Annotated in this window: 27 protein-coding genes, 4 tRNA genes and 2 pseudogenes; 22 read left to right on the top strand and 11 right to left on the bottom strand. The window is 44.7% G+C overall.

The genetic code is table 11. The features are described 5' to 3' along the window. A partial coding sequence (locus tag K5Q99_RS13665) for an amino acid permease (RefSeq protein WP_505973630.1) occupies nt 1–864 on the top strand: 864 nt, incomplete at its 5' end. A 164-nt stretch (nt 865–1,028) separates the two neighbouring features. Here the strand turns inward: K5Q99_RS13665 and K5Q99_RS13660 are convergent. From K5Q99_RS13660 to K5Q99_RS13650, 3 genes and pseudogenes are all read right to left on the bottom strand, one after another. Next, nucleotides 1,029–2,648 carry a methyl-accepting chemotaxis protein gene (locus K5Q99_RS13660; protein WP_220592381.1) on the bottom strand — a complete coding sequence of 540 codons (1,620 nt, stop codon included), beginning with the start codon at nt 2,646–2,648 and terminating at the stop codon, nt 1,029–1,031. Nucleotides 2,649–2,692: 44 nt separating this feature from the next. Continuing rightward, a complete protein-coding gene (locus tag K5Q99_RS13655) occupies nt 2,693–3,103 on the bottom strand; it encodes a type 2 periplasmic-binding domain-containing protein (RefSeq protein ID WP_220592382.1) in 411 nt (136 codons plus the stop codon). Nucleotides 3,104–3,112: 9 nt separating this feature from the next. After that, nucleotides 3,113–3,679 (bottom strand): annotated as a pseudogene (locus K5Q99_RS13650) (porin); the annotation flags it as partial. On the opposite strand from K5Q99_RS13650, the gene K5Q99_RS13645 reads away from it, so the two are divergent. Continuing rightward, nucleotides 3,670–3,930: a heavy-metal-associated domain-containing protein gene (locus tag K5Q99_RS13645; RefSeq protein WP_306432336.1), complete on the top strand. Its 261-nt coding sequence runs from the start codon at nt 3,670–3,672 to the stop codon at nt 3,928–3,930. The pseudogene K5Q99_RS13650 and the gene K5Q99_RS13645 overlap by 10 nt on opposite strands. A gap of 24 nt (nt 3,931–3,954) precedes the next feature. On the opposite strand, the gene K5Q99_RS13640 is transcribed toward K5Q99_RS13645, so the two are convergent. After that, entirely contained in the window at nt 3,955–4,461 is a 507-nt protein-coding gene (locus tag K5Q99_RS13640) for a hypothetical protein (RefSeq protein ID WP_220777172.1), read from the bottom strand. Nucleotides 4,462–4,762: 301 nt separating this feature from the next. Between K5Q99_RS13640 and K5Q99_RS13635 the strand changes: the two genes are divergently transcribed. The 12 genes and pseudogenes from K5Q99_RS13635 to K5Q99_RS13580 all read left to right on the top strand — a co-directional run bounded on the left by K5Q99_RS13635 (nt 4,763) and on the right by K5Q99_RS13580 (nt 15,149). Beyond that, nucleotides 4,763–5,716: a YbgA family protein gene (locus tag K5Q99_RS13635; RefSeq protein WP_107946875.1), complete on the top strand. Its 954-nt coding sequence runs from the start codon at nt 4,763–4,765 to the stop codon at nt 5,714–5,716. A gap of 59 nt (nt 5,717–5,775) precedes the next feature. Next, complete coding sequence (locus K5Q99_RS13630; protein WP_220777171.1) at nt 5,776–6,786, top strand: MerR family transcriptional regulator; 1,011 nt, start codon at nt 5,776–5,778, stop codon at nt 6,784–6,786. Further along, the gene (gene phrB, locus K5Q99_RS13625) at nt 6,773–8,275 is read left to right on the top strand and encodes a deoxyribodipyrimidine photo-lyase (protein ID WP_220777170.1); all 1,503 of its coding nucleotides are present in this window, start codon (nt 6,773–6,775) and stop codon (nt 8,273–8,275) included. The genes K5Q99_RS13630 and phrB overlap by 14 nt, the downstream gene beginning before the upstream one ends. A 23-nt stretch (nt 8,276–8,298) precedes the next feature. Next, nucleotides 8,299–8,745, top strand: a complete 447-nt coding sequence (locus K5Q99_RS13620) for a nuclear transport factor 2 family protein (protein WP_220777169.1) — start codon at nt 8,299–8,301, stop codon at nt 8,743–8,745. Next, nucleotides 8,745–9,545: an SDR family NAD(P)-dependent oxidoreductase gene (locus K5Q99_RS13615; protein ID WP_220777168.1), complete on the top strand. Its 801-nt coding sequence runs from the start codon at nt 8,745–8,747 to the stop codon at nt 9,543–9,545. The genes K5Q99_RS13620 and K5Q99_RS13615 overlap by 1 nt, the downstream gene beginning before the upstream one ends. Further along, entirely contained in the window at nt 9,542–10,792 is a 1,251-nt protein-coding gene (locus K5Q99_RS13610) for an NAD(P)/FAD-dependent oxidoreductase (protein WP_220777167.1), read from the top strand. The genes K5Q99_RS13615 and K5Q99_RS13610 overlap by 4 nt, the downstream gene beginning before the upstream one ends. Continuing rightward, a complete protein-coding gene (locus K5Q99_RS13605) occupies nt 10,789–11,613 on the top strand; it encodes a DUF1365 domain-containing protein (protein WP_220777166.1) in 825 nt (274 codons plus the stop codon). The genes K5Q99_RS13610 and K5Q99_RS13605 overlap by 4 nt, the downstream gene beginning before the upstream one ends. A 1-nt stretch (nt 11,614) precedes the next feature. Next, nucleotides 11,615–12,871 carry an SAM-dependent methyltransferase gene (locus K5Q99_RS13600; RefSeq protein WP_220777165.1) on the top strand — a complete coding sequence of 419 codons (1,257 nt, stop codon included), beginning with the start codon at nt 11,615–11,617 and terminating at the stop codon, nt 12,869–12,871. Between the two features lie 111 nt (nt 12,872–12,982). Further along, nucleotides 12,983–13,555 (top strand): annotated as a pseudogene (locus K5Q99_RS22840) (DUF2878 domain-containing protein); the annotation flags it as partial. 21 nt (nt 13,556–13,576) lie between these two features. Continuing rightward, a complete protein-coding gene (locus K5Q99_RS22835; protein ID WP_306432337.1) occupies nt 13,577–14,122 on the top strand; it encodes a chalcone isomerase family protein in 546 nt (181 codons plus the stop codon). Next, entirely contained in the window at nt 14,110–14,655 is a 546-nt protein-coding gene (locus K5Q99_RS13585; protein ID WP_220777164.1) for a DUF3833 domain-containing protein, read from the top strand. Before K5Q99_RS22835 ends, K5Q99_RS13585 begins: the two co-directional genes overlap by 13 nt. A 263-nt stretch (nt 14,656–14,918) precedes the next feature. Then, a complete protein-coding gene (locus K5Q99_RS13580) occupies nt 14,919–15,149 on the top strand; it encodes a hypothetical protein (RefSeq protein WP_106649918.1) in 231 nt (76 codons plus the stop codon). 96 nt (nt 15,150–15,245) lie between these two features. Here the strand turns inward: K5Q99_RS13580 and K5Q99_RS13575 are convergent, their stop codons facing one another. Then, complete coding sequence (locus K5Q99_RS13575) at nt 15,246–15,590, bottom strand: DUF3634 family protein (protein WP_220777163.1); 345 nt, start codon at nt 15,588–15,590, stop codon at nt 15,246–15,248. 153 nt (nt 15,591–15,743) lie between these two features. On the opposite strand from K5Q99_RS13575, the gene K5Q99_RS13570 reads away from it, so the two are divergent. Next, on the top strand, nt 15,744–15,929 hold the full coding sequence (locus tag K5Q99_RS13570; protein WP_106649920.1) for a hypothetical protein: 186 nt from the start codon (nt 15,744–15,746) through the stop codon (nt 15,927–15,929). 257 nt (nt 15,930–16,186) lie between these two features. On the opposite strand, the gene K5Q99_RS13565 is transcribed toward K5Q99_RS13570, so the two are convergent. From K5Q99_RS13565 to K5Q99_RS13550, 4 genes are all read right to left on the bottom strand, one after another. Beyond that, nucleotides 16,187–16,262: transfer RNA gene (locus K5Q99_RS13565), tRNA-Thr, on the bottom strand. 7 nt (nt 16,263–16,269) lie between these two features. Next, a tRNA-Phe gene (locus tag K5Q99_RS13560) sits at nt 16,270–16,345 on the bottom strand. A 569-nt stretch (nt 16,346–16,914) separates the two neighbouring features. Continuing rightward, nucleotides 16,915–16,990 (bottom strand) — tRNA-Thr (locus tag K5Q99_RS13555). Between the two features lie 21 nt (nt 16,991–17,011). Beyond that, a tRNA-Phe gene (locus tag K5Q99_RS13550) sits at nt 17,012–17,087 on the bottom strand. A 389-nt stretch (nt 17,088–17,476) separates the two neighbouring features. On the opposite strand from K5Q99_RS13550, the gene K5Q99_RS13545 reads away from it, so the two are divergent. Together K5Q99_RS13545 and K5Q99_RS13540 are read left to right on the top strand one after the other, a co-directional pair. Next, nucleotides 17,477–18,028, top strand: a complete 552-nt coding sequence (locus K5Q99_RS13545) for a cytochrome b (protein WP_220777162.1) — start codon at nt 17,477–17,479, stop codon at nt 18,026–18,028. Between the two features lie 4 nt (nt 18,029–18,032). After that, nucleotides 18,033–18,608 carry a YceI family protein gene (locus K5Q99_RS13540; protein ID WP_006082533.1) on the top strand — a complete coding sequence of 192 codons (576 nt, stop codon included), beginning with the start codon at nt 18,033–18,035 and terminating at the stop codon, nt 18,606–18,608. Nucleotides 18,609–18,694: 86 nt separating this feature from the next. Here the strand turns inward: K5Q99_RS13540 and K5Q99_RS13535 are convergent, their stop codons facing one another. Both K5Q99_RS13535 and mutY read right to left on the bottom strand, forming a co-directional pair. Next, complete coding sequence (locus K5Q99_RS13535) at nt 18,695–18,973, bottom strand: oxidative damage protection protein (RefSeq protein ID WP_006082532.1); 279 nt, start codon at nt 18,971–18,973, stop codon at nt 18,695–18,697. A 2-nt stretch (nt 18,974–18,975) separates the two neighbouring features. Further along, a complete protein-coding gene (gene mutY, locus K5Q99_RS13530) occupies nt 18,976–20,082 on the bottom strand; it encodes an A/G-specific adenine glycosylase (RefSeq protein ID WP_220777161.1) in 1,107 nt (368 codons plus the stop codon). Between the two features lie 199 nt (nt 20,083–20,281). On the opposite strand from mutY, the gene trmB reads away from it, so the two are divergent. The 5 genes from trmB (at nt 20,282) to K5Q99_RS13505 (ending at nt 24,698) form a co-directional block, all read left to right on the top strand. Continuing rightward, nucleotides 20,282–20,998 (top strand): tRNA (guanosine(46)-N7)-methyltransferase TrmB, encoded by a 717-nt coding sequence (gene trmB, locus K5Q99_RS13525; RefSeq protein ID WP_220777160.1) that lies wholly within the window; start codon nt 20,282–20,284, stop codon nt 20,996–20,998. Nucleotides 20,999–21,051: 53 nt separating this feature from the next. Next, nucleotides 21,052–21,378 (top strand): YggL family protein, encoded by a 327-nt coding sequence (locus tag K5Q99_RS13520; RefSeq protein WP_006082529.1) that lies wholly within the window; start codon nt 21,052–21,054, stop codon nt 21,376–21,378. After that, nucleotides 21,378–22,292, top strand: coding sequence for a glutaminase B (glsB, locus tag K5Q99_RS13515; RefSeq protein WP_012089758.1), 915 nt, complete (start codon nt 21,378–21,380; stop codon nt 22,290–22,292). The genes K5Q99_RS13520 and glsB overlap by 1 nt, the downstream gene beginning before the upstream one ends. Before the next feature lie 193 nt (nt 22,293–22,485). After that, a complete protein-coding gene (locus K5Q99_RS13510) occupies nt 22,486–23,307 on the top strand; it encodes a YggN family protein (protein WP_220777159.1) in 822 nt (273 codons plus the stop codon). 449 nt (nt 23,308–23,756) lie between these two features. Further along, a complete protein-coding gene (locus K5Q99_RS13505; protein WP_006082526.1) occupies nt 23,757–24,698 on the top strand; it encodes a LysR family transcriptional regulator in 942 nt (313 codons plus the stop codon). The last annotated feature ends 437 nt before the right edge of the window (nt 24,699–25,135 follow it).

Here is a 25,135-nt window from a genome sequence, read left to right as displayed (position 1 = left end):
AGACGTGAAGGCTTCAAGGTACATGCTCTGATGTTCTCTATAAGAAAAAGAGAGCATAAGATCATAATCGATACCGTTCGTCAAATTGGGTTCAAAACGGTTAAAATACATTCACGATCTCACCCTGGGTTATTGATGGTGGATAAGTGGGATATCAATAATATTGGCGCTATCCCAGCAACGGGTGATTGGTTAAAAGATGCGGTCGTTATGCTGCCTTTTACGCTGACATCGATTCTGTTTATTCAAAGCTTAAGCCCTATGGTGATTTCATACCGTTCACGGGAAAAATCTTTAGCCGTGGCGCGCTTTAAAGCGATGCGCGCGATGAATATTGCCTTTGGTGTCTTGTTTGTCGTGGTGTTCTTTTATGCCGTATCATTCACGCTCGCTATGGGTCACGAACAAGCGGTGCGCGCATCGGAAGAAAATATCTCGGCCTTGGCCATGGTCGCCCAAGGTATGCAGGGGCAAACGCTGAAATTACTGAGTCTGACACTGAACATTTTTGCCGTCATGACGGCTTACTTTGGCGTGTATCTTGGTTTCAGAGAAGCTTGCCAAGGGCTAACCATGAATATGCTGCGTCGGTTTATGCCTGAAGATCGCATCAACAAAAAGCTTGTCGGTTACGGCATCATGATTTTCACGATTCTACTGTCGTGGGGCGCGATTGTATTGAATGCGCCAGTGCTAAGTTTTACGTCCATTTGCAGTCCAATCTTTGGTTTAGTGGGTTGTTTAATTCCCGCTTATTTAGTGTATCAAGTCCCCGCACTGCATAAGTACAAGGGCATGTCGCTGTATATCATTATCATCACGGGTTTATTACTGTGTGTATCACCTTTCTTGGCGTTTAGTTAGCAAGGTTAAAATGGGGGGAAGTTAAGCTTTGATGCATAAAAACCGGTATTGAGTTACTCAATACCGGTTTTTTGCGGGGAAAACGACCTTAGACAATTATATCAAGCCATCATTTCAAGCAATCATGACAAGCCATGATCCCAAGCAATCATCATAAGTCGTCCTCAAAGTTTAAATTGTGAGGTGGCGTTTTTCAGTTCATCGGCAAAATCGACTAATCCCTCAGAAACATTGCGAACCTGCGACAGAATTTGCAACGTCTGTTCGAATGAAGCGTTCATATTGACGACGTTATCGACCACTTGAGAAGCAACCGAGGCTTGCTCTTCCGTTGCCGAGGCAATGTGGGTATTCATACTATTGATACTGACAATCTGCTGCTGAATCGATTTCAATGCACTGCCCGTGTTTTGGGCATTGGTTTCATTTTCTGATGATTTAGACATAGCCACATTCATGGTACTAACCGAAGAAATAGCCGCCGTTTTAAGGTTTTGCAACACATGACGAATTTCTGTGGTTGCATCTGCGGTTTTAGAGGCGAGGGCACGGACTTCATCCGCTACCACGGCAAAGCCCCGTCCTTGCTCACCCGCGCGGGCAGCTTCGATAGCGGCGTTCAGTGCCAACAGGTTAGTTTGCTCAGCAATCGAGGTAATCACATTTAAGATAGAGGTGACATTTTCAGTGTCTCTGGCAAGTTCATTAATCGAGTTAGAGGCGGCCTGAATCCCCGTATTTAATTCCTGTGAAATATCGATAGTCCGTTGGACGACTGTCATACCTTGCATGGCTTCTTTTTCGGCGATCTGGGCAGCACTGGCGGCTTGGCGCGCATTTTGCGAAATTTCGATGACGGAGTGGCGCATGTCTTCCATTGAAACTTGCACAGCACTGGCATCATGGCTTTGTCTCTGGGTTGCATGCGTTGCATCTTCCATTCGCTGTTTGAGTGAGTGCGAGCTTGCAAGCAAGGGATCGGTAACATTCACTACTCTACGAATCGAATCACCGAGTAACCCAAGGAATCGATTGAAGTTACTCGATACTTGGCCGAGTTCATCGCTACCTGATACGTTAAGTTTATGGCTAAGATCACCCTTACCATCGGCGAGCTCACTCAATGACTGGGCAACATTACGGGCAGAAGAGCTAATGGCGCGTGCAATGGCGATAGTGACAATAAACATCACGATCAGTAAAGCGATACCTATGGAGAGGGTGAGCCATAAACTTTGCTCCGATCTGTCACCCGCTTCTTTTATCGATTGTTTAAATTCGAGTACTTTGTCTTGTTTGTAGTTTTGTATTTCATTGAGTACGGCTTCATAGGCTTGGGATTTTTCTTGGCTGATTTGGCCAATATTTGCCATATCAATCGTACCTGCCAGCATGCCTTTAGCTAGCTTAATCGTCATGTCGTTATAACGGGTTAATTTAGCCGATAGATTGTTGAGTTGATTGGCTTGTGAGGGATCGACCTTGTCTAACTGTTGGAGGTTTTTGCGTAAAGATTCGTACATAGTACCTGCGTTGGTTAACAGGTCTTCGTCGGCAAAAGAAACGGATTGAGTATAAAGCTCATCGAGTCGTTGGATAAAAAACACGTTTTGATTGGCGAGTTCAACCCTTTGGTAAACTTGCTGCTCCATATAGTTAAGAGTGGTGCGATTTTTATTTATGGAGATAACACTAATGCTTAAGTTTAAAGCGAAAATGATGACTGCTAAAATAAATATCGCGATAACTTTTTTAAAAATAGAAATGTTATTAAAGAAATTCATCCCTTGCCCCCAAGTTGTGCCGAGCTAAAGCCCGGCACTCCAATCTAAAACTCGGCAATAACTTTTACCGAATCATTGGCCTCACTACTATCAATATAGCCAATAATATTAGGGTTAGATGCAACTAATTTTATCATCTCCGCCCCACTACTGACTTCCTTGGGTGGCGTTCCTTTGCCCGTAAACACTTTCTGTGACCAATATGACTTAAGCTGGCTGGATGACTTGCCCAGTACTTTAGTGTCAAATGTCTCCCTTAAGGGCATAGCGCTGTCAAGATTGACTGGTACTGCTTGGGCTCCTCCGGGGAAGGTCTTTGTTTTTCCTAAAAAAATATTCTCGATTGATTTTTGATCTATTGCATCCGCATTACTGGGATTCACTATGACAACTACGCCAGCAAATAATGGCATTGAGAGTAAACTGAGTAGGATTGAGCAAAGTAATTTTTTCATATCTCTCTCCTAAAATACTAAATCAATACCAAGACTGATGGATTTAGAATCCCCTGCGACTTTCATGCCTGGGCCGCCATCATCTTTAACGTCATCATATTGAATTTTAAAGGCTGCCGAAGGATGGAAATCCCAACGTATACCTGCCGAGCTTGTATGGTGCACTTCGCCGCCTTCACCATCATTGAAGTCCGAATAGGAAATGTATGGCATCACTGAATCGATACGATAACCGAAAGTGAGCAAGTAAGTATCTAGATTGCTACCATCGAGATCTAAGCGGTTAAGCTCTGATAGAAAGAGGAAGTTCTCATAATCTACGTTAACTGACAGGCCATAAAACTTGCCTGAACGTTGGGTGCTGCCATTCCATTCCTGCTGAATTCCACCAATATAACGTTCATTCGTGTATTGCATATGTGTAAGGCGAATATCTAACCAATCTTTATTGAATTGGACAACAATACCGCCTATGTCCTTCCACACTTCTCGGGTATTTTCGAGGAAGAAAAAGTCAGATAACAGTTTATTGGGTTCACTATCTTCGCTACCGTAATAGACTTGCCTTGAGTTTGTGCTCAGCGCCCACTTGGGCGGCAAACGTGCTGGTTACCTTAGATGTAAAGGGCATGACATGTCCGCTGTGTGTCACTGTCGTGAATAAAGCCCTGCGTAAAACCGATGGGGTGATTAAGGCCAAGGCTTCGTTGAAAACCGAACAGGCAATAGTGACTGTGCCAGAGGATTTTAATCTTGATAATTTGCTTAAGGCCGTTGATGAAACGGGTTACAAGGGCAGTATTAACAAGATAGAGAAACAAGCTTAAGCGTCTTGGCCTAACATGGCTTTATTAGCTGTAATACACCTCGGGATCGACTCTGCGCTGCCTCTCTTCATTTTTCTCTGAAGACTCCTTAATCAGGTCCATCTTTTGCGCCTGTAGTAACTCTAGTTGCTTGGTTTTTTCTTCTTCAGACAGGCTTTCATCGTTGGCAATTTTTTCCATTTCAGCCTCTAACTGCTTCAGTTTTTCCCTATCGATACCTGTACGCTTATCAAGGATCGCCTGCATGGCTTCAGCCAATTTGTCGGTGCTTTTATCTGACTCAGGTTTGCCAGCAATGGCTTGCACATTCCCCGTATAGCCTTGTTTGGCGTTAGCTGCGAGATGGCTATAGGTATCGGCTGTCGCGACAGGCGCAGATGAGGAGAGGGTTACAGTATCTTGGCTCGCTGTTGGACCCGTTAATGCAATCGAAGTGGCATCATTAGCTTGATTACTCTGGCTTGATTTGAGTGGCGTGAGAGCCAAATTTGCATAGGGATTGGTATAGCTGTTGGGGTTGATTGTGCTCATGTCCGATTCCTTTTGGTATGGCCCAGTAGTTGTGATTAAGTCCTTTAGCCACCTTTGGCTTTAATTCGGCGCGATTAAATGGTGCTAATGGTCGTTTTAATTAATTTAATGATGACGCTGTATTTTATAAGCAAGTTAGGGGCCAACTCAGGCTAATTTGGCGCTTATGTTGGGTTATTCTGTGATTGATTTACCTCAAGTCATGCTCGAGTGAGGCTTTTAAAAAATATTTATACAAAAACTTGATCCTTGTACAACTATGGTCCGTAATTAAACGCATAGTGATACAAGGAGTCGACTTATGTACAAGTTTAACCCGCAGCGAATTCAGATTGGGATCAGTGCTTGCTTATTAGGGGAGAAGGTTCGTTTTGATGGCGGACATAAAAATTCTACCTATTGTAATCAAGAAATTAAGCAATTTTTTGATTATGTGCCTATCTGTCCGGAAATGGCGATTGGCCTAGGTGCGCCCCGTAAAAGTATTCGTCTAGTTCGTGATGGTGAAACCATCTTAGTGCAGAGCGGTGACGGTAGCTTAGATGTGACCGATAAGCTCAATGAATACAGCGAAAACAAGGTTGAAGAGCTTGATTTCCTTGGCGGATATTTGCTTTGCGCTAAGTCGCCAACCTGCGGCATGGAGCGGGTAACAGAATACAAAATTGGCACTAACAATGGCTCTAAGTCGGGGATTGGTGTGTTCGCCCGCAAGTTGATGGAGCGATATCCATTATTGCCCGTGGAAGAAGAAGGCCGCTTGCATGACATGGTGCTGCGGGAGAACTTTTTCACCCGCGTTTATGCTTACCACGATTGGCACCTGATGAAGCATGAAGGGCTGACTAAGCATAAGTTAGTCAAGTTTCATTCCCGCTATAAATACCTGTTAATGGCGCATAGCCCTACATGGTATCGCGAGCTTGGGCCGATAGTGGCCAATATTGAGGATCTTGAACAAAGCGCAACCCGTTACTTTGAAGGCTTTATGACGGCGCTGAAAATCAATGCGACCCGTAAAAATCATACCAGTACGCTGCAGCATATTCAGGGCTACTTTAAAAAGCATTTGAGCAAAGAGCAAAAGACAGAACTGTCTGAAGCAATTATGAAATATCGCCAAGGTCTATTGCCTCTGTTAGTGCCTATCACGCTTATCAACCATTATCTGCGGGAATTCCCAACGCCTTACATTGAAGAGCAAGTGTATCTAAATCCTCATCCAGAGGCGTTGAAGCTGCGCTATGCCTATTAGCATTGGCTTTGTCGTACTGCGAAGTTTTAGCTTTGAATTGAGTGAGTTATTACTGATATATGAAACAAGATACCCAGTCTATGACCAACGATGAACCCGATGATGGCGTGTTACTCCCCATAGGTGAAGTCTCGCTACTCACGGGCGTAAATGCCGTGACCTTAAGGGCATGGCAGCGCCGTTTTGGTTTAGTGATCCCTGCGCGTACGCCTAAGGGACACAGATTATATACGAGCGAAAATATCCAAGAAATCCATGAGATTAATGCATGGTTAGCTAAAGGTGTTGCGATCAGCAAGGTTAAACCTTTGTTGATGAGTACTGCCAAATTATCAAGTGAAATGATTGAATCCCAAGTTGTCGATCTGTGGGACGAGCAAATAACAGCCTTGAATACGGCAGTATTCGACTTCAATCAGCATAAGTTGCAGCAGATATTAGACGATGCATTCGGCTTATATCCTTTTCAATTAGTAAAAGAAAAGTTACTGCAACCTTGGCTCAATCAACTCGATGACTTAGTTGATGAGCGGCTCGATGCCGAATTGATTGTCGCTTGGTTAAAAAGCGAATTACTCAGCCGCGTGGGCGGGCGCTATGTCTTTGGTGGGCAAGCCATTGCGGCGCGAATGGCTGTGGTGCAGTTATCACGCGGCGCGGCCACGCCGCCTAATTCTGCCCGTACTAAAAGCTTGTTTTCTTTGCTGCTATCGCTCGAGTTAGCGTCGCTTCGAGTATCGGTAATCGACCTAGGAGAGCAGGCCATAGGCAGTTTACCGCTACTGCAGGGCAGGCTTAACGTCGATGCGCTTTTGCTTATGCCTGATCCAAATCATTCGGGTTCTGAGCAGGCTGAAATGCTCACAGTATTGGCACAAATGAGTTTCCCCTGTCGATTTGTTGGCCCCTTTGCGCCGACCTTGACTTCCTTATCGGCTTTCTGGGCGCCTTCGATGACTGACTTGATTGGACAAATGCCGTCTAGAGCAGTGGGGAAGACTAACAGAAGTCACAAAGGCAAAGGGAAAAGCGAGCAGGGCAAGAGTGGAGAAAACAATGACATCAGTTAACGATTCAATGCCAGTAGATTCAATGCGAATAGAAGTGCAGGGCAATAATGCACTGATGTGGTTTCGCCAAGATTTACGCCTTGCCGATAATCAGGCATTAACCGCAGCTTGCGATTGGGCGCGGGCGAATGGCGTGGCACTTAAGGCGATTTATATCGCTACGCCAACCCAGTGGCAACGCCATGATGTGGCGCCCATTCAGTTAGATTTTATCGAACGTCACATTAATTTACTTGCCCAAGGGCTGGCGAGTTTGGGGATTGCATTCGAATTAATTCAGTTAGATACCTTTGCCGATGTGCCAGCGTTTATCAGTGATTACTGCCAGCAACAGGGGATTGGCCGCGTGTTTGCCGGCAGTGAGCCTGAGATTAACGAGCAACAGCGCGACCAAGCCTGTATTCAGGCGGGGATTCCTCTGGTGCTAACCGATGAGCATTGTTTGCTAAAGCCGGGCACAGTGCTGAATTTATCTGGCGACATGTACAAGGTTTTCACTCCTTTTAGCCGTAAGTGGCGAGAAATTGCCGCCCGCCATGCTATTTTGCCGCTTCCTGTTCCGGCGCCACTTGGACCTGTGTTGGCCGAGCCAAAGCCGCTTTTATTTAACCATGTCACTAAAGTGTCGAGTGAACTTTGGGCTGCGGGAGAAGGGCAGGCAAAGCGTTTGCTTTCTGCATTTATCCAACAAAAAGTGCAGGATTATAAGCAAGATAGGGATTTCCCCGCCATTGATGGTACTAGCACAATTTCACCTTATCTGGCCATTGGCGTGATTAGCCCAAGACAATGCGTTGCCGCGTTGCTGCATCACTTCCCCGAGGTGATTGTCGACGATACTAGCCCTGCTCGCACTTGGTTAAATGAGCTTACCTGGCGTGAGTTCTATCGACATTTGCTGGTGGCGTTTCCTGACTTATCTAAGAATCATAATTTCAATCGACAAGCCGACCATGTGCAGTGGCGCAATAATCCGCAGGAGTTTGCCGCTTGGTGTGAAGGTCGTACTGGCTATCCGATTGTGGATGCGGCTATGCGCCAACTCAATCAAACGGGTTGGATGCACAACCGTTTGCGTATGGTGGTGGCGAGTTTCCTGACTAAACATCTGCTGATTGACTGGCGTTGGGGCGAGCGTTATTTCCGCCAAAAGCTCATCGATGGTGATTTAGCCGCGAATAATGGCGGCTGGCAATGGTCCGCCGGTTGTGGCTGCGATGCTCAGCCTTATTTCCGTATTTTTAATCCTATAAGCCAGAGTGAAAAGTTTGATCCAGATGGCAGCTTCATCCGTAAGTACTTACCAGAGCTCGCATCTTGGGGAATTAAGAAATTGCATCAACCCAGTACAGCGCAGACACCGTCCTTGTTTGAACAGCCGTTATTTAACACTCAAACGGCTTATCCAAGTGCGATTGTCGAGCATAGTGCAGCAAGAGCAAGGGCATTAACCGTATTAGGCGTATTGAAAAAGGCCGCGGCCCAATAAATAGGATCAGGAGCAATAACCAGATGACAAACCAAGCGACGACTGAGACTAATACGCTTGTTGATGATTTTATTCAGCTTTATCAAGCCTTGAATAAAGATAACTTGCATTTGTTGGGGCAAGTTTACGACGACAGTATTAGCTTTACCGATCCTATGCACCAAATCACAGGGCTAGCGTCGTTAACTCAGTACTTCGCGAAGTTATACAAGAATGTTAAGCATATTCAGTTTGAGATCAAAGAAGTGCAGCAGGATGCAAATCAAGCCGCTCTGTTTTGGCAGATGGAGTATTGCCACCCTAAGTTGAATAAAGGCGAACTTATCCGTGTTGACGGCATGAGCCAACTTAAGTTCGACGACAAGATTTATTTTCACAGGGATTACTTCGACTTAGGGCAAATGTTGTACGAGCATTTGCCTTGCATGGGCGGGCTTATCCGTTTGCTTAAAGACAGGGCGGCAAAATAATGAGCGCTGTTAAGCCGATGAAAATAAATACCGTGCTGATTACAGGTGCAAGCTCAGGCATTGGGCTGCGACTGGCTCAGGATTATTTAGCCTTAGGTTGGCATGTCATTGCCTGTGGCCGATCGCAAGAAAGATTAGAGGCGTTAGCCCTAAATGAACTCGTTGGCGCCACCTTGTTTATTTTCGATATAGCTAAGCGCAACCAAGTTCAACAAGCTGGCAACGATTTAGCTGATCTATTGGCGAAAACCGATTGTCAGCTCGATTTAGTGATTTTGAACGCGGGCAGTTGTGAGTACATAGACGATGCTAAGGCTTTTGATGATGTGTTATTCGAGCGCGTCGTCCATACCAATTTAATTGCGATGGGATATTGCCTCGGCGCATTTTTACCTTTAATGCCAAGGGGTTCGCGTATTGGTTTAATGAGTTCCAGCGCTATTTATTTACCTTTCCCTCGTGCGCAAGCCTACGGCGCCTCTAAAGCTGGCGTGCAGTATCTCGCTTCGAGTCTCGCGCTCGACCTTGCCAAGAACGACATAGGTGTGAGCTTGATTTGCCCTGGCTTTGTGGCGACGCCACTGACGGCAAAAAATGATTTTTCTATGCCAATGCAAGTGAGTGTGCAAACCGCTTCTAAGGCAATCCGCAATGGGCTTAAAGGTGGCAAGCGTGAGATCCATTTTCCGCGACGCTTTACTTATCTATTGAAATTGATGTCGTTTTTACCTGCCTTTGTCTGGCAAAAAATGATTGCAAACGATACTCAAGCCAAGCCGCTTAAGGACAAGAGTTTATGAAAAATATCGCCATCGTCGGCACCGGCATTTCAGGCTTAACCTGCGGCCATCTATTAAGTGAGTCGCACAGGGTTACAGTGTTTGAGGCCAATGACTACATCGGCGGCCACACGGCGACAGTCGATGTGGAGCACCAAGGCCAAACCTACGCCATAGACACAGGTTTTATCGTGTTTAATGACAGAACCTATCCACGATTTGAACGTTTATTAGCTCGCCTTAATGTCACCATATTACCGACTGAGATGAGTTTTAGCGTGCACAATGCGCTGACTGGGCTTGAATACAACGGCCACAATTTAGGCAGTTTGTTTGCCCAAAAGCGTAACCTCCTGAATCCACGCTTTTGGGCCTTTTTAAAAGAAATTTTGCGCTTCAATAAAGGCTGTAAGGCACTCTATCAACAGGATATTTATCCCGAAGGTAACTTAGGTGATTATTTAGACAATGAACACTTCTCACCATTTTTTGCCGAGCACTACATTTTGCCCATGGGCGCGGCGATTTGGTCTTCGAGCATAGAAGATATGCGTGCGTTTTCGTTGAAGTTTTTTATTCGTTTCTTCCAGCACCATGGGTTATTGAATGTCAGTGATAGGCCCCAGTGGTATGTGCTAAAGGGTGGCTCCCGCAGTTATATTCCCGATCTTATTGCGCCCTTTAAAGACAATATCCGCCTTAACTCACCCGTGACAGGTATTGAACGCCATGGTAATGGGGTGAAGTTACAAGTCCACGGTGAATGGTTGGAATTTGATGAGGTGATTTTAGCCTGCCATAGCGATCAAGCACTGCGGATGTTAAACGACCCCACGCCAACAGAACGTGCCATTTTAGGCGACCTTAGCTACCAGAATAACGATGTAGTGCTGCACACGGATACCAGCATATTACCGAAGCGAAAAGTGGCCTGGGCGAGTTGGAACTATCGGCTTGACGGCAATCTAAAACGTCCAGCGTCAGTGACTTACAATATGAACATACTGCAGCAGTTGCCAGCCTCCGCGCCGACATTTTGTGTCACTTTAAATCAGTCTGAGTTGATTGATGAGGCGAAAGTCATACGCCGCTTCAATTATGCCCACCCAGTGTTTAACGAAGCTAGCCTTAAGGCCCAGGGTCGCCGTGAGGAAATATCCGGGCAAAATCATACCCATTTTGCTGGAGCTTATTGGCACAATGGTTTCCATGAAGATGGCGTTCGCAGTGCGCTGGATGTGTGCGCCCATTTTGGTGTCAGCCTATGACCGATGTAAATGTGACAAGCTTAAATATGGCAGAACTCAATAGCGGTATTTATTACGGCACTGTATCCCACAGCCGTTTTACGCCGATTAAACACAGCTTTAGTTATGCCATGGCGCTGCTGGCGATTGACTTAGATGAAGTCGATAGGATCAGTGCCATGGGGCGAATTTTTGCCAGCCAGCGCCGCGCTTTACTGAGATTTAATCCTAAAGATTATTTAACGTCTTTTACGACTAAATCCAATGATAACAGCGAAGTTGCCGTAGCCGATCCAAGCGCCGCGGCGCTTAAGAATCGAGTATTGGCTCAAGTGGCCGAGTTAGGTGCTGATAAGCTGTGCGACCGAGTTCTGTTTGTGGGTCAGATCCGTCATTTTGGTGTGTATTTCAGCCCAGTAAATTTCTATTTTTGTTATCAAGATCAAACGCCTTTATACATGTTGGCCGAAGTGAGTAACACGCCTTGGGATCAACGCCATTGCTATTTAGTGGATGTAGCTGCGCCCAAACCTTCTGACAAAGTGTTTCACGTGTCTCCCTTTATGACTCTCGATATGCGTTATCTCTGGCATGTGTCTGCGCCGGGTGAGGTCTTGAATATTGGTATTGAAAACAAGTCGATGCAGGAAAATGGCAAAAAATTGTTTAATGCCAATCTTGTGATGAAACGCCAACCGATCACGGCGGCCAATTTACGGACGCTGTTGTTTCGCTTTCCTTTTATGACTCTCAAGATCTTCTTCGGGATTTATTGGCAAGCGCTGAAACTCTTCTTCAAACGTGTGCCCTTTGTGCCGCATCCAGCTCAGATGGAGAAATAATATGGAAAATACGGCTTCGCAAACCTCAGTCGCCACAGGAAAACTACCCGACAGTATTGCGCGTAAAGTCTTGCTTAAGGCGTTGGAAAGTCTGCCCCACGGCTGCTTGACCTTAGTTGAGGGCGATAAGAGCTATCGTTTTGGTGAAAGTCATACCGATTTACATGCCACGCTTGTGGTTAAACACCCCAGTTTTTATCGTCAAATCATGCTTTCAGGCTCCATTGGTGCCGGTGAAGCTTATATTCAAGGCCATTGGACGAGTCCTGATCTCACTAAAGTGGTGCAACTGTTTGCCCGTAATTTAGCCTTACTCGATAGGATTGAAGCTAAGTTTTCTTGGTTAACGGGCACGATAAACCGTGTTAAGCATGTGCTGAATCGCAATTCTCAAGAGGGCTCGAAGCGCAATATTCTCGCCCATTACGATTTGGGAAATGCCATGTACGAGCAGTTTCTCGACCGTGAAATGTTGTACTCGAGTGCGCTTTATCCCCATGAGGAAGCCAGCTTGCAGGAAGCGCAGTTGTTTAAGTTGATGACTATCTGCGAACGACTCGATTTACAGCCAGGTCAAACCTTGCTTGAGATTGGTACTGGCTGGGGGGCACTGGCTATTTATGCGGCCAAGCATTATGGCGTGCACGTGACAACGACGACGATTTCTGATGCGCAATACGCCTATGCCAAAGCGCGCGTTGAACGCGAAGGACTGAGCGATAAAGTGACACTGTTGACCGAGGATTATCGCAATCTGACGGGGGAATACGACAGGGTTGTTTCTATCGAGATGATTGAAGCGGTAGGGCATGAATATTTACCGGGTTTCTTTAAAAAGCTGGAATCACTGTTAAAACCCCATGGGCGCATGCTGCTACAGGCGATAACGATTGCCGATCAACGTTACGACAGCTATCGCAAAAGTGTGGATTTTATTCAGCGCTATATTTTCCCCGGTGGCTGTTTACCTTCTGTCAGTCAAATGGTCGGTCACATTGCCAAACAGACGGATATGGTGGTCTGGTCGCTCAATGATATGGGGCTCGATTACGCTAAAACGCTGAGGCATTGGCATGAGAATTTTGATCATGCCGTGGGTGAAATCCAAACCTTAGGTTATGGCGAAGACTTTATCCGCATGTGGAAATTCTACCTAAGTTATTGTGAAGGTGGATTTTTAGAACGCACCACAAGCACAGTGCATTTAGTTGCCGTACGTCCGGACTATCGCGTTCTAGGCAATAGTCAGCCTAGCTAGGCTGTTCCTGCGGCTACTCGGTTAGATTAGCCGTTGAGAGTAGTTCGTTTAGATGTATCCGTTTAAATGAAATTGTCGCTGTAGTTGTAGCAAGATAAAAGTGAGGCAAAGATGAAGTCAATGTTAGCTAACTCTCGGCATCTGCCTAAACATCAGGGTTTTATACTCTATAACGCTCTGAGTTTTCAGGCTGTGTGGTGGTCGAGTGTGCTTTGGCTTAACTTGTCACTGCTACTAACTATACCTTTGTTATTGTGTCACTTTATCCTGTTGTCCTCGTTGGGTAAGCGCCAGTATCGCCAAGTGGATTTGCGATTAATGCTCAAGGTTGCCGCCCTAGGGATTGGCATTGACGCTGTGCTGTCGGTTTTAGGCCTGTTTGAGTTTGCTGCCTTCCCATGGTGGCTTGGCTGTTTATGGCTGCACTTTGGCTTGAGTTTGAATCATAGCTTGGCGTTTATGCGACCCTTACCGCTGATATTGCAGGCGTTACTCGGAGGAATATTTGGCACGTTAAGCTATGTCGCGGGCGCGCAGTTTAATGCGGTGACTTTGCCCTACGGCAATGTCATTTCTGCTGTGGTGTTATTTTTTGTTTGGCTAGTCTTGTTGCCATTTTTAATCCAACTTGCTAATCCCTATGGATTTAATCGAAGCACTAAGGCTCGCTCCTTTACTGTTTTTAATTTCAGCAGCTTAAGTTTATTGGCGCTCGGTTTGTTGATTGCACCTTTAAAACCATTAGAGGCGAAAACATCTAACTTTGAAAACATTACTATCGAGCTGAATGATGCTGCAGATGTGACGCAGACTTTTCAGGAAGTGGGCCGCACAGAAATGGATTGGCTGTGGTTTAGTTTGTATAAGGCGAGGCTGATGACGGTAACTGGCCGTTATCAACAGGGGCAATATCCTCTGCTGCTAGATATTGAATATTATCGAGATATAGAGTCTGAAGATCTGTTAGAAGCGACAAAAGATCAATGGCAGCATCTAAAGTTTGCCGAAAAGGATATCCAGCGTTGGCTCAGTTTATTAACCGCCACTTGGCCCGATGTGAAGCAGGGCGACCATTTAAGTTTTAAGGTTGTGGATGGGCAAACGAGTCAGTTTTTCTTTAATCATCAACCACTCGAGATTATCCAGGATGCTGATTTTGCGGAGGCATTTTTAGCGATTTGGTTATCGAAAGACACTAGCCGTCCGAGTTTGCGGGCGCAATTACTCGGAGAAAAACCATGCGATTGTTAACACGACTTATCGGTCAAAAGTTATTGTTAGGCCTAATAATGATAGGGCTTTTATCGAGTTGTTCATCGGTGGAAGTGACAGACTATAAAGATTCTCATCCGACACTGGTGTTGGAATCATTCTTTAATGGGCCATTAAAAGCGTCTGGGATAGTACATGATTTTAGTGGCAAAGTGATCCGCAAATTCAATGTCACTATGGAAGCCAGTTGGCAGGGAAACGAGGGCGTCATTAATGAATGGTTTGTTTATGATGATGGCGAAACTCAAACCCGTGTGTGGCGCATTAAAGCACTCGGCGAAGGGCGATACTCGGGAACTGCAGGCGACATTATTGGCATCGCTGATGGTCAATCCAGTGGTAGCGCGCTACGTTGGAAATACGACATGCTATTGCCCGTCGATGGTGAGGAATACCAAGTGCATTTCGACGATTGGATGTTCTTAGTGAATGATAATACTATTATAAATCAGAGTGATATTATTAAGTTTGGCATCACAGTGGCTAAAGTCACTTTAGTTATTCAAAAATAGTCTCAGCAATTTTTAGTTAAGTTAGCTTAATTATGTTTGTCTTTGCTTGTCATGGATTCACTCTGTTGATTAAGGCTTAAGTTGGCTTAAACAGTATAGCTTGGCTAATAATCACCTTTTGTCTGCACTAAAGTATCGAACTCAAACCAAAGTGGCAGCTAGGCACTTTTGCTAGCGGCATAAAGTGATAACTATAATAGTTAATTATATGTAACTCATTGTTTATTATTTTAATTATTCCAAGTTTAAGTTGGTGTAGATAAATGATTAAAAAACACTTAGTTCTATGGTGTGCCTTGTTGAGTTTGTCGTTAACTGCTTGTTCATCCTTTGACGTTGTGTTTGAGGAACAAGCTGAGACAAAAGCTGACCCTCATCAACCTGCCAGCGATCCTATGGTGCAAGATAATGAACGCCGTATTCGAGATGCGAGGGCAGATGGTCGTTTAGAATCCGATTTTTTAAAACCTAGGTACCCGGTTAAGTTTAAATAAGAAGAGTGGGTTAGGGACTCGCTGCAACCTCAATACTTAACCTTCAAAAAGTATTGTGGGTTAAGTATTGAGGTTGCTAGGGAAAAGGGCGAAGAGCTAGCCTGCTTGACGACTGTTATCTATCGATTTTTTGTCATAATATTCAAACGGAAATACATTACGGATCCTTTGCTTCACATTGTCACTCACGTTGGCAGAAATATGTAAGCGTACATCTCCTGATTTTTCAGCCCTAACAGTACAGGTCAGTTTTTCAGCTTTAGCAATGTGGCGGCATTCCCGCTCGAAGCGCTCTGGGATTTTGCCTTTATGCTGAGTCATGCGGCCATCTTTAAAATGCATTTCAAAAATAGTTAGACCTTTCTTGCCACCAAATATGAGTTTGTAAACGAGAAAAATACCAATAGCGACAAAAATGAGTTTGAAAATATCGGCTGTCATAACGCCCCCTATCTTATGTTTATAGGACAAAGATACTCCTGAGCGACTTGTTTTAACAGTGCGCTAACACGCAATTTTGAATTGGCAATAAAATCATTCCCGCCTAGACTTAACTGGCGAAGGAAAAGTAACCTCTCAGTTAAGGAAAACGCCATGTACTTATCAAATGCAGATCGTTGGTCATTATTGTGTAAGAAGCAAATCGATGTAATTGAAAAACTTTCTACACAATTCCCCGAGAGAAAAGCACATCTTAGTGAGCTCACTCAAGGGTGGCGCCATGTTCAACATCAAGTTCAAGCCGGTGATAGGCCTATGCCACTCGAGCTAATTAAATAAGTGCGAGCAGCTTGATCTGATAGTTTGTATAAGAGCCTAAAGTCACTCAATGAGTGGCTTTTTTATTGTGTGAGTATTGATGTTCAGTTTATGCAATTTATCGAGTACTTGAGTAAGGCGCGGGTCGCTAGTGAGTTCTTTTAGGCCAAGCAAAACGCAAGCTGCTGGTGTTGACGTGAGTCAGTGGTGCTTTGCATTGAACACTTCAAATTTCAGATACAAAAAAACCACTCGTTTGAGTGGTTTCGTTGTTTATATGGTGCCGGCACCAAGAGTCGAACTCGGGACCTACTGATTACAAGTCAGTTGCTCTACCAACTGAGCTATGCCGGCTAAATTGTGGTGCCCGAACCCGGAATCGAACCAGGGACACGAGGATTTTCAATCCTCTGCTCTACCGACTGAGCTATTCGGGCGACTAACTAAGCGTTAGTTAACTACTTCAAACTAAGTCGTAAAGACCTTGTTCGTTCGAAGTGCGCGTATAATATAGTGCTCGCTTTGGCTGTGCAAGCCCTTTTTAAATGACTGATTAACTATTAAACAAAAATCGAACATTTATTTGATTCTTCCACTTTTCTCATATTGAGTCGCTGAAAGTTTCAGCATTTTAGTGACGTTAGTGCTTCCTTTGGATTGATAATGTTAATTTCAGTGCTCGTTTAATCTGTTTTTTAAGAAAGAACATTAACGCTTAAGGCATGCAATGTATCCGAAGGGGAGGGCAATATCGTCTGATGACGAAGTTTAGTGAGTGTCACGGTACTTTTATCGACAGCAGATTTTGGTAGTTAAGTTTGTCTGCAATTATGATTTTGAACTGGCATGAATTGATCGACCAAAAGTCAGTCTCAAAACCTACCGGTATTATCGAGAGTAAGTCAGTTGCGCTTTGCACTGAACACTTCAAATTTAAGATACAAATTTCAAATACAAAAAACAGATACAAAAAAAGCCACTCGTTTGAGTGGCTTCGTTGTTTATATGGTGCCGGCACCAAGAGTCGAACTCGGGACCTACTGATTACAAGTCAGTTGCTCTACCAACTGAGCTATGCCGGCTAAATTTTTACTACAAAATAATGGTGCCCGAACCCGGAATCGAACCAGGGACACGAGGATTTTCAATCCTCTGCTCTACCGACTGAGCTATTCGGGCAACTAAACTAAGCGTTAGTTAACTACTTTGAACTCGTTGGCTGAGCCGTCTCGTTCGAAGTGCGGCTATATTAGCTAGGGAGTTTCACCTCTGCAAGTGCTTTTTCCCAATAAATAACTCGTTCGGCGGTTTAATGTGCATCTTGCTTGTTTTTTATCTCTTATTCAGCGGATTCAGGTCAATTTCATTCGTTGACTGTAGTTTTCAAGTCAGAAGGATACTGATGTTTACTATAAATTTATGCTCATAAATCCTAGTTTCCTGCTTACTTTCTAAAATTTAGAAAGATATGAGCGATTTTTACTGATTTTAGTTTTTAAAATTAGACTTATGATAATGAATATTATTTCATGGATGGCATGAAGAAAGCGCGAGTACGGAGTTGCAGTATGTTTCGAAATAGTAAGTTTGCCTATGGGATAACCGCAATTGTGACTCATTGGCTGAGTGCGATCGTCGTGATTGGGTTGTTTGCGGTAGGTGTGTGGATGGTGGAGTTAACCTACTACAGCGCGTGGTACAAGACAGCGCCGCATCTACATAAGAGCGTCGGGATTTTACTCTTGGCTGTGACGTTATTCCGCCTCTTTTGGCGCTTAGTGAATCCTAAGCCCGTACCAGAGGCGAATCATAAGCTTTGGGAAAGGCAGGCGGCTCATATTGCGCATTTAGCTATTTATGTATTGCTGCTGGTGATCATGTGTGCCGGCATTTTGATTTCAACGGCAGAAGGTCGTGGAATTATGGTGTTTAACTGGTTTGAACTGCCAGGATTTGGGCCTTTTTTTGAAAACCAAGCTGATATAGCTGGCGATATTCACCAATACGCAGCTTATAGCTTAATCGCACTCGTGGTCATCCACGCTGTAGGTGCGTTAAAACATCACTTTATCGATAAAGACGCAACTTTACTCAAAATGATTAAATTTAATCGAGGATAATACAATGAAAAAGCAACTGTTAAGCGCACTGATTGGTGCATCTCTATTGGCTCCGATGGCGGCTTCAGCGGCGGACTATGTCATTGACCGTGAAGGAGCACATGCCTCTATTACTTTCAAAGTGAGCCACTTAGGTTATAGCTATGTTGTTGGTCGCTTTAATGATTTTAGCGGTGACTTTAGTTATGACGCGGCTAAGCCCACTGCGGCTAAAGTGAATGTAACAGTAAATACACTCAGTGTGGATTCAAACCACGCCGAGCGTGACAAGCATATTCGTAGCGCCGATTTCCTAAACACGAGTAAGTTTGCACAAGCGACATTTACCTCAACCACAGTTGAAGATAAAGGTAATGGCGACTTAGTGATTAACGGCAACTTAACCTTAAATGGTGTCACTAAGCCATTAGCGATCAATGCCCATGCCGTGGGTGAAGGTCAAGATCCTTGGGGTGGCTATCGTGCAGGTTTTACGGGCACAACCACCTTCGCGATGAAAGATTTCGGTATCAAAATGGATTTAGGCCCAGCATCAAGCCATGTTGAGTTAGATCTTGTGGTTGAAGGCGTGCGTAAGTAACGTTCAGTTATTCTTCACGAGATGAATAAACAAAAAGCGCCGAAAGGCGCTTTTTTGTGGGCTTTATCATTAAGTGAACGACAAAATTAATCTTGGTCTTTTTCAGGCACAAAACCTTCAATTTCTACTTCTTTACCTTCAAAGAGGAAAGAGGTCATTTGCTCTTCAAGAAACTTACGATCATCAACATTCATCATGTTGAGTTTCTTTTCGTTAATCAGCATGGTTTGCTTTTTTTGCCATAGGCCCCAAGCTTCTTTGCTGATGTTATCAAAAATGCGCTTACCTAAATCACCTGGATACAGTTGAAAGTCTAGGCCGTCGGCTTCTTTATTTAAATATACGCAATTGACTGTACGCGCCATGATTATTCCTTACTGACTGCGGATTGAACGAGTGATCCCAAATTGGCTAGCACGCGCTCGGTGGCGGCGGCGAGTCCCACTTTGGAAGGATGACTTATGTTATACCAGAGAGTCTGATTTTGTTCCATGACAGCGCCCATGCTCTGTTTATTGCCGTGGGTTTTATCGCCATGAGTTTTATCTAAGTTAAGCATCATGGGCTGAATATCTAAATGGAAGTGGCTAAACGTGTGCCTAAAACCAGTTAGCCATTCGAGTTGCTGCGCATCAATCCCTTGTTCTTCAAGATGAGTTTCAAGGGCATCTTGGGTGGCAAACTCAGGGAAACACCAGAGCCCGCCCCAAATTCCCGCTGGCGGACGTTTAGCTAAAAACACTTGGTTGTCTTGCATTAGCACTAACATCCACGCCGCTTTGGTCGGTATGGTTTTTTTAGGCTTCTTGCCGGGGAAATCGGTTTGTCGGCCAATCAGCTGAGCTTTGCAATCAATCGCTACAGGGCAAGCGGCGCAGTTAGGTTTGCTACGAGTACAAATACTGGCGCCGATATCCATCATGGCTTGATTATATTTCTGAATATCTTGCTGCGGCGTAACGGCATCAGTCAGCTGCCAAAGCTGCGCTTCGACCGTTTTTTGCCCCGGCCAACCGGCGATAGCGCCGTGTCGTGCTAACACGCGTTTGACGTTACCGTCGAGAATGGGGTGATGCTGGCCAAGAGACAGTGACAATACCGCGCCTGCTGTCGAGCGGCCGATACCCGGCAGAGCCAGTACTTGCTCAAAATCCGTTGGAAATAGTCCCTTATAATCGTCACGGATCATCTTGGCCGCTTTATGCAGATTACGCGCCCTAGCGTAATAACCAAGGCCGGTCCAATGATGTAACACCTCATCATCTGGCGCGTTAGCAAGTGCTAACACATCGGGAAAACGCGCCATAAATTTAAGATAATAGGGAATAACAGTCGCAACCTGAGTTTGTTGCAGCATGATTTCAGAAACCCATACGCTATATGGGGTTTTATCTTGCTGCCAAGGGAGGGTTTTACGACCGTGATTGTCGTACCAAGAGACGATACGTGTAGCGAAGGAGGCTGTAGATTTCATCGACGCAGTGTAGCGGCAGTTATCTTCTTAGACAAGCTCAAAGACAAGTGGATAAGGGCTAAAAAGCCGAAAATCACTGCTAAATTCGCACTATCAAATAATCTTGGTATACTTTCGCCCCATTAGTGCTTGCACTGTATGTTGAACTTTGGATAATGCCCTTCTTTTATGATGGTGCTGTCCACTAGACGAGGCAAAAATGAGCGAAGTCACTACCGCTGAATTTAATGAAGAAGGCAAGTATCTGCGTAAGATCAGAAGCTTTGTCCTAAGAGAAGGTCGCTTAACTAAAGGCCAAGCACAAGCTATTGAAAGCCAGTGGCAAACAATGGGCTTAGATTACAGCCCTGCGCCATTGAACCTGAGCGACGTTTTTGGCCGTGAAGCCGATACAGTGCTGGAAATTGGCTTTGGCATGGGCGCCTCTTTAGTGCAAATGGCAAAAGAGGCACCAGAGCAAAATTTTATTGGTATTGAAGTGCATAAACCGGGTGTCGGTTCTTGCTTAAGCGATGCCGCCATTGCGGGTGTGACTAATTTACGTGTGTATCATCATGATGCCATGGAAGTGTTAGAACATGCGATTGCCGACGGTTCATTAGCCCGAGTGCAATTGTTCTTCCCCGATCCTTGGCATAAGAAACGTCACCATAAGCGTCGTATCGTGCAAGCTGAATTTGCTGAACTGATCCGCCGCAAGCTAAAAATTGGCGGCGTGTTCCATATGGCAACCGATTGGGAAGAATACAGCGAGCATATGTTGGAAGTGATGCAAGCAGCTCCTGGTTATCAAAACCAGTCGAGTGATGGCACTGTGGTGCCGCGTCCTGATCATCGCCCACTGACAAAGTTTGAAGCCCGCGGCCATAGACTGGGTCACGGTGTATGGGATCTGATGTTTGAGCGTATTGCTTAATCTAGATATTTCAATTGATTAATTAGTTTTTTAACACAACGGGGAAAGTCACTATGGCAACTAATCGTAGCCGTCGTTTACGTAAGAAAATGCGCGTTGATGAATTCCAAGAGTTAGGTTTTGATATGGCTTGGACTTTTGATGCATCAGTATCAGAAGCCGATATCGATGCAACTGTTGATAAATTTATCGATGAAGTGATCGAAACCCGTAAGTTAGGTTTCCATGGCGGCGGTCACATCGAATGGGAAGGCATTATCGCAACCCAAACGATCGGCAAATGTACCGAAGAAGATATTGCTGCAGTTAAGGCATTCTGGGCGAACCAAAAAGTGTCTCAGGTTGAAGTTAGCGAACTGTACGACATTTGGTGGGGTTAATGCCCGAGTTGGCATTACTTGAGGAAGTGGTCGAGAAAGTTCGACCCTTGCTCGGCCAAGGAAAGGTTGCAGATTATATCCCCGCACTGGCTAGCGTTGATGCAGGTAAATTAGGCATTGCCGTCACCACAGTTGATGGTGAAACCTTAGGTGCGGGTGATTACCTTGAGCCGTTTTCGATTCAAAGTATCTCCAAAGTTTTCAGCTTAACCTTAGCGTTAACTTTATATGAAGAAGCCGAAATTTGGAGCCGAGTTGGCAAAGAACCTTCGGGCCATTCATTCAACTCTTTAGTTCAAGTCGAGCTAGAACGTGGCAAGCCGCGTAATCCCTTTATCAATGCGGGTGCGTTAGTGATTGCTGACTTATTGCAGAGTCGTTTAGGTGCGCCCAAACACAGAATGCTCGAGTTAGTTAGGCAACTAAGTCAAAACGATAAAGTGTGTTTCGATAAACAGGTGGCAGATTCAGAATATCAACATAGTGCGCGCAATGCGGCTATCGCTTATTTGATGAAGTCCTTTGGTAATTTTCAAGGCGATGTTGATACTGTACTACGCACCTATTTTCATTATTGCGCTTTGAAGATGAATTGCGCTGACTTGTCTAAAGCCATGTTATACTTGGCTAATCGCGGCAAAAGCATCACAGGGACTGAGCTGATTTCTCAGGTGCAAACTCGGCAGCTTAATGCCCTGTTGGCGACTTCGGGCCTATACGATGGCGCGGGCGAGTTTGCCTATCGTGTCGGTATGCCAGGTAAAAGTGGCGTCGGTGGCGGCATCATTGCCGTTATTCCTGGGGAACTGTCGATTTGTGTTTGGTCGCCAGAACTCGATGGCAATGGCAATTCGCTTGCTGGCACCGCCATGCTTGAGCATTTAAGCCAACGCCTTGGTCGTTCCATTTTCTAGTTTTACTTCACGTTTTTATTAGCACTATCAGACTAAAAGTTAGCGAATTTCGCTAATTACCTTTTAGTGCTAACTTTCCTAAATCTAACATAATCATACTGTTATAAAGTTGGCACGTCTCCTGCTAATCTCCTACTATAAGCTATTCAGTAGTTTAGGTTTATCGAATTATTCAGATTAAAGGACGAACAACATGAAATTAAATAAGCTATTAACTGGATTTGCTTTATCCGGGGTGATCTTAGGAACATCTGGCCTACAGTTGGCGCAAGCGCAAACCGAGCCTAACGTCGATGATCGCTGTGAAGTCTCTTTAAATTATGACGTTATGGTTGAGCCTAAAAAATTAGTCATGAGCGAGAAGGGCACAGAAAAGTATCGCATCGAAGTCGATAAGTTATTTGTTGAAGGCAAACAAGTAAGCTTAACCGATAAGCAAAAAAAGTTAGTGACTCAATACGCCGATGAAGTGTCGACGCAAGTGCCTGAAGTGATCGAAGTCGTGAACGAGGCCGTCGCATTAGCGTCCCAAGCGGTGAGCATGGCGTTAACGCCGTTAATGGGCGATGCGGCCGGTGCTAAGTTCGATGAAATGATGGCAGGCGTCCAAAAGCGCGTTGATTCAGTGGCCTACCGTCATGGCGATAGCTTCTACTTAGGTGCGACGGAAGACTCGATGCAGAACACCTTTAACGACGAATTCGAGCAAGAAATGGAGCAAATTGTTCAGAACTCAGTCGGCACTATTATGATGACCATAGGTGGCCAAATCATGTCGGGTGACGGTGATAGTTTTGAGGCCAAGATGGATGCCTTTTCCAAGAAAATGGACAACTTAGGCCAAGATATTGAGCAGCAAATCGAGAGTCAATCTAAGGGATTGGAAGCTAAGGCTGACCGTTTGTGCGACCGATTTGAAAATCTGTTAGTGCTTGAAAATCGATTACGCCAAGAAGTGCCAGAACTCGCACCTTATGCGTTGACACAAAACTCAACCAAGGAGCTGCGTGAATAATTCTTGGTAATCGTCCTTGCTAATAGTTTTAGTGAATAGCTCTGAGTTTTAATTGCAATAACTTCTATCTCCTTGTGCATGAGTCAAATTTGAATGCTACGCCCCTAGTCAATTTATCGCCTAGGGGCTTTTTTATTGGCTAATTCTTAGTAGCGAAAGCTATGAGGATAAAGTCGATGTGGCGTCTAGGCTTGGCTTGCAGCGATTTAGTTCGGAATGTTACAGTCTAGAGACGAATATTTGGTATACTCTTAAAATATAATTAAAAGCTGGCATATCAGTCAGATATAACACCCTACTTTAGTGGACTTTTTCGGTCTAAATCTCTGCGTTATATCACTTTAATGCGAGATATCAATGCTATGGTTATTTTTAAGCGATGATTACGCTAACCACTGCTATTCACCGAAAGTTAATATCATTGTCGTAAACAGCTTAAGGCGACTTCCATGTTAGAACTGTTAGAACCTATTGCGATTTTTACTCATGTGGCCAGAGCTGGTAGTTTTAGTGCCGCCGCAAGAAGGCTTGGGATCTCTAAGTCTAAGGTCAGTACACAAGTCGCCGATCTTGAACATAGACTTGGTGTTCAATTAATCCAACGTACCACCCGTAGCTTAAGCCTGACTGAAGCAGGGCATTTGCTGTATCTGCAAGGTGAAGAACTGCTGCGTGACGCTGAACAAGCGATAGCCAGCGTGCATAACTTAAATGATGCGACCCGCGGTGTGCTCAAGGTGGGGATTTCCCAATCCTTTGGGGTGATGCATATCATTCCTGCGCTGCCATCCTTTATGGCAAAACATCCTGAGCTTGAGCTACAAGTGAGCTTACTGGACCATAAAGTAGATGTAGTGAGTGAAGGCTTAGACTTACTGTTAACTATGTCGGAGCAATTACCGCTTGGGATGGTTGCTAGACCTCTGATGAAGTGCCAATTCCTGTTAGTTGCTTCTCCTGGCTACATTGCTCAACATGGCGAGCCGACTCGACCTGAGCAGTTAGTTGACCACAATTGTTTGGTCTACCAAGGTGAGTGGCACGAACACAGCATGTGGCAATTTAAGAAGGGTGATGATTACTGTGAAATTGGCGTATCGGGCAATTTCAGGGTTGATAACGCACCCGCATTAAAATCCGCCGCAATCAGTGGTCTTGGTGTTGTGTATCTTGCGAGTTATCTGATGGAAGATGAAATTGCCAAGGGGACATTAGTGCCTTTACTGAAGGATTGGCAATTGACCCACCATCTGCCATTGCAGGCGGTTTATCCCCGTCGTAAGCACTTAGCACCTAAGGTCAGTTCTTTTATCGAATTCATCAAAGATCACATAGGAACGCCGCCGTATTGGGATGCGCCCTATGTCGAATTATTCAGTAAACGTCAGTGAAATAGGAAACATTGTTCTCAAAATTGGTCATATGTGATTTTAAATTAACCAAGTACTTTTGTGGTTGTTTAAAATCAATACTTTAGATTGAGTTGGTGGGTACATTTGTGGATGGTTTTTTAGGGTGTTCTAAAGCAGTTTTTATAACATCCTTGAACTCTGTTCTTAATTGAATACAATGGTGGCAGTTGATTCGGAATGACCTGAGTCCTATACGTTTATTGGAAATGACCCCTTTCAATTTTTGTGTACAGGTCGGCATTTATGCAGTTTTGGATCACAGCCAACAGAAGTTTGAGAACTAAAACAATGTTGGCTCTTTAAACCATCATCCTAGTTTTTGGTTTACCTCAGCCTTATCGCTGAGGTAATTTTTTTATTGATGGTTTACAGCTTTAGGCACAAGTTTTGTCTCCCTGTACCCTAAAGTCGCAACT

The organism is Shewanella hafniensis, assembly GCF_019655335.1.
In the GTDB taxonomy this organism is placed as follows: domain Bacteria; phylum Pseudomonadota; class Gammaproteobacteria; order Enterobacterales; family Shewanellaceae; genus Shewanella; species Shewanella hafniensis.
The sequence above is the reverse complement of the archived record's forward strand: the minus strand, read 5'-3'. Positions and strand labels throughout refer to the sequence as shown.

Coding starts and splice junctions, on each gene's coding strand:
- K5Q99_RS13660 (WP_220592381.1), bottom strand. CDS start 2,648: ATGAATTTCTTTAATAACATTTCTATTTTTAAAAAAGTTATCGCGATA.
- K5Q99_RS13655 (WP_220592382.1), bottom strand. CDS start 3,103: ATGAAAAAATTACTTTGCTCAATCCTACTCAGTTTACTCTCAATGCCA.
- K5Q99_RS13640 (WP_220777172.1), bottom strand. CDS start 4,461: ATGAGCACAATCAACCCCAACAGCTATACCAATCCCTATGCAAATTTG.
- K5Q99_RS13635 (WP_107946875.1), top strand. CDS start 4,763: ATGTACAAGTTTAACCCGCAGCGAATTCAGATTGGGATCAGTGCTTGC.
- K5Q99_RS13630 (WP_220777171.1), top strand. CDS start 5,776: ATGAAACAAGATACCCAGTCTATGACCAACGATGAACCCGATGATGGC.
- phrB (WP_220777170.1), top strand. CDS start 6,773: ATGACATCAGTTAACGATTCAATGCCAGTAGATTCAATGCGAATAGAA.
- K5Q99_RS13620 (WP_220777169.1), top strand. CDS start 8,299: ATGACAAACCAAGCGACGACTGAGACTAATACGCTTGTTGATGATTTT.
- K5Q99_RS13615 (WP_220777168.1), top strand. CDS start 8,745: ATGAGCGCTGTTAAGCCGATGAAAATAAATACCGTGCTGATTACAGGT.
- K5Q99_RS13610 (WP_220777167.1), top strand. CDS start 9,542: ATGAAAAATATCGCCATCGTCGGCACCGGCATTTCAGGCTTAACCTGC.
- K5Q99_RS13605 (WP_220777166.1), top strand. CDS start 10,789: ATGACCGATGTAAATGTGACAAGCTTAAATATGGCAGAACTCAATAGC.
- K5Q99_RS13600 (WP_220777165.1), top strand. CDS start 11,615: ATGGAAAATACGGCTTCGCAAACCTCAGTCGCCACAGGAAAACTACCC.
- K5Q99_RS13585 (WP_220777164.1), top strand. CDS start 14,110: ATGCGATTGTTAACACGACTTATCGGTCAAAAGTTATTGTTAGGCCTA.
- K5Q99_RS13580 (WP_106649918.1), top strand. CDS start 14,919: ATGATTAAAAAACACTTAGTTCTATGGTGTGCCTTGTTGAGTTTGTCG.
- K5Q99_RS13575 (WP_220777163.1), bottom strand. CDS start 15,590: ATGACAGCCGATATTTTCAAACTCATTTTTGTCGCTATTGGTATTTTT.
- K5Q99_RS13570 (WP_106649920.1), top strand. CDS start 15,744: ATGTACTTATCAAATGCAGATCGTTGGTCATTATTGTGTAAGAAGCAA.
- K5Q99_RS13545 (WP_220777162.1), top strand. CDS start 17,477: ATGTTTCGAAATAGTAAGTTTGCCTATGGGATAACCGCAATTGTGACT.
- K5Q99_RS13540 (WP_006082533.1), top strand. CDS start 18,033: ATGAAAAAGCAACTGTTAAGCGCACTGATTGGTGCATCTCTATTGGCT.
- K5Q99_RS13535 (WP_006082532.1), bottom strand. CDS start 18,973: ATGGCGCGTACAGTCAATTGCGTATATTTAAATAAAGAAGCCGACGGC.
- mutY (WP_220777161.1), bottom strand. CDS start 20,082: ATGAAATCTACAGCCTCCTTCGCTACACGTATCGTCTCTTGGTACGAC.
- trmB (WP_220777160.1), top strand. CDS start 20,282: ATGAGCGAAGTCACTACCGCTGAATTTAATGAAGAAGGCAAGTATCTG.
- K5Q99_RS13520 (WP_006082529.1), top strand. CDS start 21,052: ATGGCAACTAATCGTAGCCGTCGTTTACGTAAGAAAATGCGCGTTGAT.
- glsB (WP_012089758.1), top strand. CDS start 21,378: ATGCCCGAGTTGGCATTACTTGAGGAAGTGGTCGAGAAAGTTCGACCC.
- K5Q99_RS13510 (WP_220777159.1), top strand. CDS start 22,486: ATGAAATTAAATAAGCTATTAACTGGATTTGCTTTATCCGGGGTGATC.
- K5Q99_RS13505 (WP_006082526.1), top strand. CDS start 23,757: ATGTTAGAACTGTTAGAACCTATTGCGATTTTTACTCATGTGGCCAGA.